This is a genomic window from Vibrio sp. YQ_11, assembly GCF_043103065.1.
In the GTDB taxonomy this organism is placed as follows: Bacteria; Pseudomonadota; Gammaproteobacteria; order Enterobacterales; family Vibrionaceae; genus Vibrio; species Vibrio parahaemolyticus.
Map to the genome: position 1 here is coordinate 362,321 of NZ_JBICJM010000050.1, position 12,735 is coordinate 375,055.

The 12,735-nt window shown below is 49.0% G+C and carries 11 protein-coding genes; 8 read left to right on the forward strand and 3 right to left on the reverse strand.

Annotated features, from left to right (window positions below):
* Positions 1-31: 31 nt before the first annotated feature.
* The 3 genes from ACF8EG_RS23335 to ACF8EG_RS23345 all read right to left on the reverse strand — a co-directional run bounded on the left by ACF8EG_RS23335 (position 32) and on the right by ACF8EG_RS23345 (position 3,293).
* Positions 32-1,636 (reverse strand): carboxyl transferase domain-containing protein, encoded by a 1,605-nt coding sequence (locus ACF8EG_RS23335; RefSeq protein WP_029793185.1) that lies wholly within the window; start codon positions 1,634-1,636, stop codon positions 32-34.
* Between the two features lie 34 nt (positions 1,637-1,670).
* The gene (locus ACF8EG_RS23340; RefSeq protein ID WP_069505891.1) at positions 1,671-2,840 is read right to left on the reverse strand and encodes an isovaleryl-CoA dehydrogenase; all 1,170 of its coding nucleotides are present in this window, start codon (positions 2,838-2,840) and stop codon (positions 1,671-1,673) included.
* A 78-nt stretch (positions 2,841-2,918) separates the two neighbouring features.
* A complete protein-coding gene (locus ACF8EG_RS23345) occupies positions 2,919-3,293 on the reverse strand; it encodes a MerR family DNA-binding transcriptional regulator (RefSeq protein WP_005455792.1) in 375 nt (124 codons plus the stop codon).
* A gap of 258 nt (positions 3,294-3,551) precedes the next feature.
* On the opposite strand from ACF8EG_RS23345, the gene ACF8EG_RS23350 reads away from it, so the two are divergent.
* The 8 genes from ACF8EG_RS23350 to cyoA all read left to right on the forward strand — a co-directional run bounded on the left by ACF8EG_RS23350 (position 3,552) and on the right by cyoA (position 12,731).
* The gene (locus tag ACF8EG_RS23350; RefSeq protein WP_069505893.1) at positions 3,552-4,778 is read left to right on the forward strand and encodes a thiolase family protein; all 1,227 of its coding nucleotides are present in this window, start codon (positions 3,552-3,554) and stop codon (positions 4,776-4,778) included.
* Between the two features lie 29 nt (positions 4,779-4,807).
* Positions 4,808-6,301, forward strand: a complete 1,494-nt coding sequence (locus ACF8EG_RS23355) for a CoA-acylating methylmalonate-semialdehyde dehydrogenase (protein ID WP_069505895.1) — start codon at positions 4,808-4,810, stop codon at positions 6,299-6,301.
* 20 nt (positions 6,302-6,321) lie between these two features.
* On the forward strand, positions 6,322-7,476 hold the full coding sequence (locus ACF8EG_RS23360; protein WP_069505897.1) for an acyl-CoA dehydrogenase family protein: 1,155 nt from the start codon (positions 6,322-6,324) through the stop codon (positions 7,474-7,476).
* A 41-nt stretch (positions 7,477-7,517) separates the two neighbouring features.
* Positions 7,518-8,303, forward strand: coding sequence for an enoyl-CoA hydratase (locus ACF8EG_RS23365; protein WP_069505899.1), 786 nt, complete (start codon positions 7,518-7,520; stop codon positions 8,301-8,303).
* 8 nt (positions 8,304-8,311) lie between these two features.
* The gene (locus ACF8EG_RS23370; RefSeq protein ID WP_069505901.1) at positions 8,312-9,448 is read left to right on the forward strand and encodes an enoyl-CoA hydratase/isomerase family protein; all 1,137 of its coding nucleotides are present in this window, start codon (positions 8,312-8,314) and stop codon (positions 9,446-9,448) included.
* Between the two features lie 26 nt (positions 9,449-9,474).
* The gene (gene mmsB, locus ACF8EG_RS23375; protein ID WP_015313074.1) at positions 9,475-10,377 is read left to right on the forward strand and encodes a 3-hydroxyisobutyrate dehydrogenase; all 903 of its coding nucleotides are present in this window, start codon (positions 9,475-9,477) and stop codon (positions 10,375-10,377) included.
* Between the two features lie 75 nt (positions 10,378-10,452).
* A complete protein-coding gene (locus ACF8EG_RS23380; RefSeq protein ID WP_069505903.1) occupies positions 10,453-11,211 on the forward strand; it encodes an SDR family oxidoreductase in 759 nt (252 codons plus the stop codon).
* Between the two features lie 638 nt (positions 11,212-11,849).
* Positions 11,850-12,731: a ubiquinol oxidase subunit II gene (cyoA, locus tag ACF8EG_RS23385; protein WP_079752350.1), complete on the forward strand. Its 882-nt coding sequence runs from the start codon at positions 11,850-11,852 to the stop codon at positions 12,729-12,731.
* Positions 12,732-12,735: the final 4 nt, after the last annotated feature.

Below are 12,735 nucleotides of genomic sequence, written 5' to 3' on the forward strand. Positions count from 1 at the left end.
TTCCTTGTGAACGTTTATTTCAATTGCACGGTTACATTCTAAAGATGCCAAATTCGCTATCAGGTATTGGCGCGTTGAGCGCGGCCATTAACGCTTGTGCAAGCACGTTTCGCGTCTCTTTGGGGTCAATGATGCCGTCGTCCCATAATCTTGCACTGGCAAAGTACGGATGCCCTTGGGTCTCATACAAGTCTATGATCGATTCTTTGAAAGTGTGTTCTTCTTGCTCGGACCATTCTTCGCCGCGACGTTGGTTTATCTCTTTGCGCACCTGAGTCAACACGCCAGCGGCTTGCTCTCCGCCCATTACGGAGATGCGTGCGTTTGGCCACATCCACATCATGGTTGGGTCATACGCTCGTCCGCACATGCCGTAGTTTCCTGCGCCGTAAGATCCGCCAATGATCACCGTGAATTTAGGCACATCAGCACACGCCACCGCCATCACCAGTTTTGCACCGTGTTTGGCGATGCCTTCTTCCTCGACTTTTTTGCCGACCATGAATCCGGTGATGTTTTGCAAAAAGAGTAGCGGCGTTTTGCGTTTGGCGCACAGTTCAATAAAGTGCGCGCCTTTTTGTGAGGAGTCAGAAAACAAAATGCCGTTGTTCGCGACAATGCCAATCAACTGACCATGAATGCGCGCAAAGCCGCACACCAACGTGCGTCCGTAGAGGGCTTTAAACTCATCGAAATCCGAATCATCGACGATACGCGCAATGATTTCACGTACATCAAACGACAAACGCAAATTGGCGTTGACGATACCGTACATTTCTTCGGCATCGTAACGTGGAGGCAAGATGGCACTGTCTGATTTCGGCGGCTTTGGACGGTTCGCGTTGGCAATCGCCTCGCGCGCCAAGTCTAAGGCGTGCTCATCGTTTTCGGCGTAATAATCTGCCACCCCCGATTTTCGACAATGCACATCTGCGCCGCCGAGTTCTTCACCAGTCACGATTTCGCCCGTTGCGGCTTTTACCAATGGTGGCCCAGCTAAAAAAATGGTGCCTTGTTCTTTCACCATTATCGACACGTCTGCCATTGCTGGGACATAAGCACCGCCTGCGGTGCACAGCCCCATAACAACGGCGATTTGAGGAATGCCTTTTGCCGACATTCTGGCTTGGTTGAAGAAGATACGGCCGAAGTGATCTTTATCGGGAAAGACTTCAGATTGATGGGGGAGATTTGCGCCGCCAGAGTCGACAAGGTAGACACACGGTAGTTGGCAACGCTGAGCTATCTCTTGTGCTCGAAGGTGCTTTTTCACGGTGAGAGGATAATAGGTGCCGCCTTTGACCGAAGGATCGTTGGCAATCACCATACATTGAATACCTTCGATCATGCCGATGCCAGCCACGACACCCGCGCATGGGATGGACTCATCGTACACTTGCCAAGCGGCGAACTGACCGATTTCAAGGAAGTTGCTGCCATCATCGAGCAAATGTGAAATTCGTTCTCGAACCGGGAGTTTTCCTTTTTGTCGCTGATGAGCAATGGCACGTTCGCCGCCACCGAGCTTGATGGTGGCGATGTCTTTTTGCAGCTTTTCAACCAGCATTTCCATCGCGGCTTGGTTAGAAAGAAACAGCTCGTCAGTTGGCTTGGTTTTGCTTTTTATGATGGCCATGATGACTTCCTTTTCCTAGCGAGTGAATCAGGAGCTAGCGTGATTCCTCAAACAATTCGCGCCCGATGAGCATTCGGCGAATTTCGGAGGTTCCTGCCCCAATTTCATACAGTTTTGCGTCACGCAGAAGGCGTCCGGTTGCGTATTCATTGATGTAGCCATTACCGCCGAGTAGTTGAATGGCATCGAGCGCCATTTGTGTCGCCAATTCTGCGCTGTACAAAATCACCCCGGCGGCATCTTTGCGCGTGCATTCACCACGATCACAAGCCGCTGCGACGGTGTAGACGTACGCTTTTGCAGCGTTCATACGTGAGTACATGTCGGCCAATTTGCCCTGCACAAGCTGAAACTTGCCGATGGATTTGCCGAACTGTTTGCGCTCATGCACGTAGGGGACGACGATATCCATACACGCTTGCATAATGCCGAGTGGGCCAGCAGCTAAAACAACGCGCTCGTAATCAAGCCCACTCATCAATACTTCGACGCCACAATTGAGTGCTCCGAGAATGTTTTCTTTAGGTACTTTGCAATTGTTGAAGACGAGCTCAGATGTGTTTGAGCCTCGCATTCCCAACTTATCGAGCTTTTGCGCGTCACTGAATCCGGTAAAACTGCGCTCGACGATAAACGCTGTGATCCCGCGCGATCCCGCATCAGCGTCTGTTTTGGCGTACACCACGACCACGTCCGCATCGGGGCCGTTCGTGATCCACATTTTTGTGCCATTGAGTAAGAAGTGGTCGCCTTTGTCTTCGGCTTTTAGTTGCATGCTGACGACATCCGAACCCGAATTGACTTCGCTCATCGCCAGAGCGCCTATGTGCGAACCATCAACTAATTTAGGTAGATACTTTTCTCGTTGCGTTGGGGTGCCGTTTCGAAAGATTTGGTTTACGCAAAGATTTGAATGTGCGCCGTAGCTGAGCGCGACGGAGGCTGATGCTCGGCTTATCTCTTCCATTGCTACAACGTGGGCGAGGTAGCCCATTTCAGCACCACCATATTCTTCGCTGACGGTTACGCCAAGCAAGCCCATTTCGCCAAGAAGTGGCCATAAATGGCTAGGAAACTGATTGTAATGGTCAATATCGGCGGCAATAGGAGCTATATGCTCACTCGCGAACGCATTGACGTGATCTCGGAGTATATCAATGGTTTCACCGAGCCCGAAATTCAGCGGGATGTAGCTCGTTTTCATAACGTCTCCCTGTTGCAGGTGTGTGACTGTGAAAATCGTGCACTGCTTGAGTGAGGGAAATTTGAGTTAGTGGCGTTGTTACTTTTCGTTGTTTTTTAGTGTTTGAAGGCAGCGTTCTTTTGCCGCATTGAGCTCGCCCATGACGACACCAATGTCATTTAACTGCTGTTGTAACACGGCTTGCTTTTCTTCAATGATATTGAGCATTTTGAGCAGCTGTTCATCCGTTTGTTGCATGTCGTAAAGTTCGAACAGTTCACGTATTTCTGCCAGTGAGAAGCCGAGCCGTTTCCCTCTAAGAATCAGTTTAAGTCGGATTTTGTCTCTGCGCTGATAAACGCGCATATTGCCTTTTCGCTCTGGCTCAATCAGGCCGACGTCTTCATAAAATCGAATGCTGCGCGTCGTGATGTCGAACTCTTTGGCGAGATCACTGATTTTGTATTTTTCCATAACACACTTACCTCGAATAAAAATCCAGCTTCTCGAAATCCGACCATGACTGAATAAAAATTAGGTTGTTATCAATGTGTTTCTTTACTTCACTGTAAAGGCTAGTGCTATGCTTACGTAAACGTCAAGAAATCACAGTGCGATAATTTCGTTGCCGGATAAGGGATAGAGCTTCATCGTTTGAGGTGAGAAAACCTGAATAGGCAATTGTGGTGGGTAAGTTCGTACGCTGTGATACACCGTTAGGGAATGCGAATCATGGGAAACGACATTTGGATTGTCAGTGCGAAAAGAACGCCAATTGGGCGCTTTCAAGGGCTGTTGCAACCGTACTCCGCACCGCAGTTAGGCGCATTTGCCATAAAGGCCGCGATGAAATCGCTGGGTGAAAACGTACTTTCTGAGACCGTAATTGATGAAGTGTTGATGGGCTGCGTACTGCCAGCCGGATGCGGACAAGCGCCGGCTAGACAGGCAGCGCTCGGTGCGGGTTTACCACTCAGTACAGGGTGCACAACCATCAATAAAGTTTGCGGTTCGGGAATGAAAAGCGTCATGCTTGCTCATGACTTGATCAAAGCTGGCACCATTCGAACGGCTGTTGCTGGAGGTATGGAAAGCATGACGAATGCGCCCTATTTGTTGAAAGAGGCGCGCAATGGCATGCGATTAGGGCATCACTCCACTTACGATCACATGTTTCTCGATGGATTGCAGGATGCTTACGAAGGGCACTTGATGGGCGTCTATGCTCAGCAAATTGCAGATAGGCTCAAATTCAGCCGTGAGAAAATGAATGAGTGGGCAACCATGTCTGCAAAACGAGCGTTAGAAGCGCAAGAGCGTGGTTTGTTTGATGATGAAATTGCACCAATTGACATCCGGACAAAAACAGCCACAACCCACCTCGATTATGATGAACATCCTCGTTCCATCGATCTAGAAAAAATTCCTCAGCTCAAACCCGCTTTCGATAAAAAAGGCTCAGTGACTGCGGCGAACTCCAGTGCCATTTCCGATGGTGCAGCCGCGTTGATTTTGATGGATGAAGAGACGGCGCGCCACCAAAATCTTACCCCGCTTGCCATCATCAAATCGCACGCGACTCACGCGAGAAAGCCGGATGAGTTTACGTTGGCTCCGGTCTACGCCATTGAACAATTGTTGTCGCAAATGGATTGGTCGATTGACGAAATTGATCTCTGGGAAATCAACGAAGCCTTTGCGGTAGTGACACAAATTGCGGTTGCGGAATTAGGGCTTGATTCAAGTAAGGTCAATATTAAAGGCGGAGCTTGTGCGCTCGGGCATCCAATTGGTGCCAGTGGGGCTCGCATTTTGGTCACATTGATCCACAGTTTACGACAGCTACAAGCACTGGGGATTGATGGGGATGCAAGCAACAAGAAAGTGATGCGAGGCGTTGCGTCACTGTGTATTGGCGGTGGCGAGGCGACAGCGATAGGTATCGAGATCCCGCTGTAATTTCTGCACAGTTAACAAAGGAGTAAATGATGACTCGTTTGGTTCCCTTATTTATTGATGGTGAGTTTCGTGAGTCTCAAACCTCAGATTGGGTTGAAGTCACCAATCCCGCCACCAATGACGTAATCGCGTATGTGCCATGTTCGACAAATGCTGAGATGAAAGCGGCCATCGAAAGTGCGCAAACGGCTTTTCAATCTTGGAAAGAGGTGGCGGTATCAGAGCGAGCGCGTTTGATGCTTCGCTATCAGCATCTTTTGAAAGAACATCATGATGAAATCGCGACCTTGCTTTCGCACGAAACGGGCAAAATCTTTGCCGATGCCAAAGGCGATGTTTGGCGCGGCATAGAAGTGGTTGAGCAAGCGGCTAACATAGCCAGCAACCTGATGGGAGAAACGGTCGAAAATGTCGCGACTGAGATCGACAGCTACTCTCTCATCCAGCCTTTGGGTGTGTGCTGCGGCATTACTCCGTTCAACTTTCCTGCCATGATCCCGTTGTGGATGTTTCCCATCGCAATCGCGAGCGGTAACACTTTCGTTCTTAAGCCTTCCGAGCAAGTGCCTTTGACCTCGATTCGCTTAGCTGAGCTTTTTGAAGAGGCGGGTGCGCCAAAAGGCGTATTGCAGATTCTTCATGGCCGCAAAGAGCAAGTCGATTTCTTGCTTGCTCATCCCGATATTCGCGCGGTGTCTTTCGTCGGCTCAGTGCCTGTCGCGCAGTACATTTACACCACGGGAACTCAATACTTTAAACGCGTACAAGCCTTTGCTGGCGCTAAAAATCACATGGTTGTCATGCCTGATGCTAACAAAGATCACGTCATCAACAACTTGGTTGGGTCGTCGGTTGGTGCTGCAGGGCAACGTTGCATGGCGATTTCAGTCGCGGTGTTTGTTGGCGAGTCAAAAGCGTGGATTGCCGATCTCAAACAAGAAATGGCGAAAATCCATCCCGGCGCTTGGGATGATGAGGATGCTGCGTATGGCCCTTTGATCAGTGAGCAAGCCAAGCAGCGCGTTTTGGGTTTGATTGAGTTAGGCAAACAACAAGGTGCGGTGTGTGAACTTGATGGCAGCCAATGTGAAGTTGAAGGGTTTCCCGATGGTAATTGGGTCGGGCCAACGCTGTTTAGCGGCGTAACGCCGAATATGTCGATTTACACCCAAGAGATCTTTGGCCCAGTTTTGGTGTGTATTGAGGTTGAGACGTTGCAAGAGGCGATCGAGCTCGTCAATCGCAATCCTTACGGTAATGGCACGTCGATATTCACCGCTAATGGCGCGGCAGCACGGAAATATCAGCACGAGATTCAAGTTGGTCAGGTCGGTATCAATGTTCCGATTCCGGTGCCTTTGCCATTCTTCTCCTTCACGGGTTGGAGGGGCAGTTTCTATGGTGATTTGCATGCGTATGGCAAGCAAGCAGTGCGTTTTTATACCGAGACTAAAACCGTAACGGCAAGGTGGTTTGATGATGACATCCCAACAGGGCCGAATTTGACCATTCAACTGCGCTGACTACCCAGCAAGGAGCTTTTATGGACTTTGAACTTAATGAAGATCAACGTGCATTTGCCGATACGGCTCAGCAGTTTTCGTTAGAGCGTTTAGCAACAATGGCCGCAGAGTGGGATGAAAAACAGATCTTTCCCAAAGACGTATTGAGAGAGGCGGGAGAACTGGGTTTTCTCAGCCTCTATACGCCAGAAGAACATGGTGGTTTGGGGTTAAGCCGTTTGGATGCGTCGATTGTTTTTGAGCAGCTCTCCATGGGGTGCACGTCGACGACTGCTTTCATGACCATCCACAATATGGTGAGTTGGATGGTGGCGAGTTTCGCGACCGAAGACGTGAGAGCCAAATATTGTCCTAAACTCGTCACCGGAGAATGGTTGGGTTCGTATTGCTTGACAGAGCCCAATGCGGGGTCGGATGCCGCTTCGTTGACCACAACCGCGAGCAAAAAAGGCGATACATACGTGTTGAATGGCGGTAAAGCATTTATCTCCGGCGCAGGAGAGACGGATGTTTTGGTCGTGATGGCGCGAACGGGCGAAGCGGGTGCCAAAGGTGTGTCTGCATTTGTTGTTCCTGCTCAAGCTGACGGCATCAGTTATGGGCGAAAAGAGCCCAAAATGGGCTGGAACAGCCAACCAACACGCGCGGTTACGTTTGAAAATGTCGTTATTCCAGCAAGTCATTTACTGGGCGAAGAAGGGCAAGGCTTCATATTTGCCATGAAAGGATTGGACGGTGGGCGCATTAATATCGCGACCTGTTCCGTTGGTACGGCGCAACAAGCTCTGAATCAAGCTACGCAATATATGCAGGAGCGAAAGCAGTTCGGAAAATCGTTAGCGCAATTTCAGGCGCTGCAATTCAACTTAGCGGACATGGCGACGGAGCTTGTCGCAGCACGGCAATTGGTGCGTTATGCCGCCAGCAAACTCGATCGAGGCGATTCCGATGCGACGACGTACTGCGCGATGGCGAAACGCTTTGCAACCGACGTCGGTTTTCAAATTTGCGACCAAGCGTTGCAGATCTACGGCGGTTACGGGTACATAAAAGAGTACCCCTTGGAGCGTTATTTCCGTGACGTTCGCGTACATCAAATTCTTGAGGGCACTAATGAAATCATGCGTCTGATCATCGCGCGTCGTCTGCTCTCAGAAACGTCAGCGTTGCTCTAACAAGCTATCGGGTCTGCGCCATCAAAAGGGGAAGTCACATTATGTCATCAACGCCACAAGCCATTGAGCACACCATTCAAAATCACGTCGCTGTGATTACGATGAATAATCCCCCCGCGAACACGTGGACAGCAGATAGCCTTCACGCTTTAAAAGCGTTGGTGTGTACGCTTAACCAAAATAAAGACGTATATGCCTTGGTCATTACTGGCAGTGGTGACAAGTTTTTCTCGGCAGGTGCGGATCTCAAGTTGTTTGCTGATGGTGACAAAACACGCGCGTTAGAGATGGCGCGCTGCTTTGGTGAAGCATTTGAAACTCTCTCCGAGTTTCGAGGTGTATCTATTGCTGCCATTAATGGTTATGCCATGGGTGGTGGGCTAGAAGTGGCGTTGGCGTGTGATATTCGAGTGGTCGAAGAGCAAGCCATACTCGCGCTGCCAGAAGCGAAAGTTGGGCTGCTTCCTTGCGCTGGTGGCACACAAAACCTCACCGCGCTTGTTGGCGAAGGATGGGCGAAACGCATGATTCTTTGCGGCGAACAAATCAGCGCCTCTCTGGCAAAAGAACTAGGCTTAGCGGAGGAGCTAGTGCCAAAAGGGGAAGCCTTAAGTAAAGCGATTGCGATGGCTGAGTCGGTTGCAAATCAATCGCCTTCTTCGGTCGCCGCGTGCAAAATTCTGATTCAAAACATGCGCTCTGCGCCACTCAAACACGGCTTAATGAAAGAGCGTGAATTATTCCTCGATTTATTTGATACCGAAGATCAAACAGAAGGCGTACGCGCCTTTCTTGAAAAGCGTCCACCTAACTGGAAGAACCAATAGGAGGCTTCATGGTAGGAACGGTCACCATTACAGAAATGGATTGTGTCGATGGCGTACATCGCATCGGCGTCGCGACGTTGGATAACACGCCTTCACTGAACGCATTGACGTTCGATATGTTGCTTCAACTTCACGATCAATTGATCAAATGGCAACACGATCCGCACGTGGTTTGTGTGGTGTTAAGTGGTGCGGGAGAAAAAGCATTCTGTGCTGGCGGGGATGTGCGGGCGATGTATCACGTCATGCACAATGAGAGCAAAGAAGCGACTGTAGAATTTTGCACAAAATACTTTGCGTTGGAATACGAGTGTGACTACTTAATCCATACCTACGATAAACCCATCATTGGATGGGGTGAAGGCATCGTGATGGGTGGTGGCATGGGGCTGTTTATGGGTACAAGCCACAAGGTTGTTACGCCAATATCGCGTTTAGCCATGCCAGAAATCAACATCGGTCTATATCCAGACGTAGGTGGTACTTGGTTCCTTAGTCAAATCGATCCCGAAGTGGGTTTATTTCTTGGCTTGACTGGTGCGCTCGTTAATTCGAGTGACGCTGTCACTACTGGTCTGGCGGATTGGCTGTTGCTGGAAGAGCAATATCCCACTTTGTTAAAAGAGCTACAAAAAGTGCCATGGGGGACTTCTGGTGCGAAGGAACTGGTTAGTGCGCTGTTGGCGTTGTTGGAAGAACAAATCATCGACAGCAAACCAACCACGCAAATCTGCCCTCATCTCGAGCAAATCAAAGAAGCTTGCAAAGGCGTAGACCTAAACCTCATTGCTCAACGCATTATGGCGATGGAAGACGGCAGCCCGTGGATTGCAGGTGCGAAAGAAACATTTTCGTCAGGCAGCCCGATTACTGCTCATATCTGCTTTCGACAAGTTAAAGAATATCACCGCTTACCGCTTGCAGACTGCTTCCGATTGGAGCTGAGCCTGTCGGTTCGTTGTGCGCTCTTAGGGGAATTTGAAGAGGGCGTTCGCGCTCGCCTTATCGACCGAGATGGTGAGCCAAACTGGATGTTTAAAACGGTCAGTGAAGTCGATGAAGATGTCATCGACTTATTGTTTACCTCGCTTTGGTCCGACGATGAACACCCGCTCGCCAAGCTCGGTGAACAGCCGCTAGGTTAGCCGTTAGGTCAATAAGGAGAATAATCATGAGTACCATCGCATTTATTGGGTTGGGTCGAATGGGAAATCCAATGGCGCAGAACTTGTTAGCGTCAGGGTTTAACGTGCAAATATTTGACGTAGATGTGGAAGCCGCAAAACAACTGGTGCCATTTGGGGCAGTGGTTGCGAGCTCGCTCGAAGAAGTGGTGGATGGTGCGAGCACCGTGATCACCATGCTTCCAGCGGGGTCTCACGTTCGGTCGGTGTATTTGGGGGACTTACACGGGGGCGTTGGCGTGATGAACCTTGTCGCACCGAATACACTATTGATTGATTGTTCGACGATCGATCCCGATTCAGCAAGATTGGTTGCCAATGAAGCGGCAAACAAGCGTTTGTTGTTTGTCGATGCACCGGTTTCGGGTGGCGTCGCGGGAGCTAAAGCGGCAACGTTGACGTTCATTGTCGGTGGCTCGGATGAGGCATTCTCAAAAGCGAACGCCATTTTGCAGTATATGGGGAAAAACGTTTTTCATGCGGGTAAAGCTGGCGATGGGCAGATGGCTAAAATCTGTAATAACCTGATGCTGGGTATTTTGATGTCAGGCACGTGTGAGGCGCTGAACTTAGGCATTGATCATGGGCTCGATCCAAAAGTCTTGTCCAACATCATGCTGCAAAGCTCAGGACGAAACTGGGCGTTAGAGCTTTATAATCCATGCCCGGGCGTGATGGATAGCGCGCCAGCCAGCCATGATTATCAACCGGGCTTTATGAGTAAGTTGATGCTAAAGGATTTAGGTTTGGGATTAGATGCCGCATTACAAACCCACTCCTCGGTGCCTATGGGAGCGTTGGCGCGTAACCTCTATGCATTCCATAACTCGAGTGGTCATGGTGAGCTCGATTTCTCAAGTCTGTTTGAATTCTATAAGAACAACAAATGAACATTGTGCTGGGAGCAATAAGCTCCCAGTTTCGATATTTCGTGTCTGAGTATCGACAAGTTTGGGAGAGCAAATATGGATATAAAAAATAGCGTTGTTGCGATTACAGGTGCAGGGCAGGGGCTGGGCCAAATGATGGCGATTACCCTCGCTCAATCCGGAGCTGATTTGGCTTTGCTCGATGTGAATGAAACCGGTTTACGAGAGACACAATCACAATGTCAGATGTTAAGTGCGAAAGCGTTCACTTATCCGGTTGATGTGACAAATGAATCGGATGTGGAAGCGACATTTGACACCATTCTTCAAGATTTCGGTCAGCTCAATGGACTCATCAACAATGCGGGAGTGCTGCGAGATGGTTTGCTTGTAAAAGCCAAAGATGGCGTTATCAGCAAAATGTCGTTGGAGCAGTTTAATCTCGTCATGAATGTCAATGTCACGGGAACATTTCTGTGTGGGCGTGAGGCTGCTGTAAAAATGATTGAAAGTGGCTCACAAGGGGTCATCATCAATATCTCCAGCGTTGCGAGAGCCGGGAATATTGGTCAAACCAACTATTCCGCCTCCAAAGCGGCGGTCGCTACCATGGCAACAACGTGGGCACGCGAGCTTGCAAGGTACGGCATTCGAGCCGCTGCGATTGCGCCAGGGGTTGTACATACGGCGATGGCTGATCAAATGAAGCCAGAGGCGATCGAACGTCTAGAAAAGATGATTCCGGTAGGGAGAATGGGGGAAGCGAGTGAAGTCGCTCATGCCGTCAAATACATTCTTGAGAGTGATTACTTCACTGGCCGCGTGCTTGAGGTGGATGGCGGAATCCGAATGTAAACGCTTTTTCAGAGAATGATTCCCTCAGGGAGGCATATTTGTCTGCTTAGTGACGAGTCACATTGAGGGCAGGATCTGCTTTCTTTTTTAATACCGATACACACATTCATATAGTAAATAAAATTCGTGCCATATTTAATTAAGAATAAATACCATTCAAATATTACGTGAAATCATTAATTTGATGTTGGTCACAATTCTTTGGTTTGATTTTTAATCATCTTATAACTATCACCGGATTTATGATCAATTCATCAGTCCGTTCTTTCCTGTCTATCTAACACCTTATTAAATATGGCTTTTACTCTGTGGCACGTCAATTTTACGCGAGAGTTTTAGCTGGTGGTTTACATACCTAAATTTCATTATTGGAAGGTTAGTTTCCAGTTGTGACTGATGAGCTTTAACTTTTTACTCCTCATAATGCGCCAAATGTAACATTGTGTTTCAAAGTGTAACATTAAACTCACACTGTAAGTGTGGTTTTAACCACGCTGCAATCCCGTTTGATACTCGATGATCCCAATGTTGCACATGCTCAACACATAAACATTCTAATGACTATAACAACTGGTTCTTAGCTTGATACCAAGCGTAATGGCATTTGCTTTGAAACCAGACAACCATCGAGAAAGTTAATGGAAGCCTCAAGATATAAACGCATCTTGTCGAGGGGGAGTTTGGCGTGCGTCATACTTTTGCTCTCAGGATGTAATTCTGCTTTGCTTGACCCGAAAGGTGCCATTGGTGTCCAAGAAAAAGAGCTGATCATCACCGCTCTTTTGCTGATGTTAATCGTCGTGATCCCTGTGATTCTGATGACGATTTACTTCGCTTATCGATACCGAGCAAGTAACACCGACGAAGAGTACGCACCAGAATGGTCGCACTCGACCAAAATTGAAGTGGTGGTATGGACAATTCCCATCATCATTATCGCCATTCTTGCCACCATCACTTGGCGTTCTACCCACGAACTAGAGCCATCCAAACCTCTGGTGAGTGATGTCAAACCGATGACGATTGAAGTGGTCTCGCTTGATTGGAAATGGTTGTTCATCTATCCGGAAGAAAACATCGCGACCGTAAACTTCGTGGCGTTTCCGAAAGATGTGCCTGTGACCTTTAAGCTGACTTCAGACAACATCATGAACGCGTTCTTTATCCCGCGTTTGGGTACTCAGATTTACGCGATGCCAGGCATGGTGACTAAGTTGAATCTGATCGCTAACCACGAAGGGGACTACAAGGGCTTTGCGTCGAACTACAGCGGCGAAGGTTTCTCGCAGATGAAGTTCACCGCATCGGCAATGCCGGATCGCGCAGCATTCCTAAACTGGGTGCAAAAAGTGAAAGCGAGCCCTGATCGAATCGAAGACTGGGAGCAATACAGCTCGCTGGCTGAGCCAAGCGTTGCTGCGCCTGTCACTCTGTTCTCAAGTGTTCCTCCGTTTCTGTTCAGCAACGTCGTGACCCAACATCCGGGTTCCATGAACTGTTTGCCTGAAAACCAAGGATAATCAC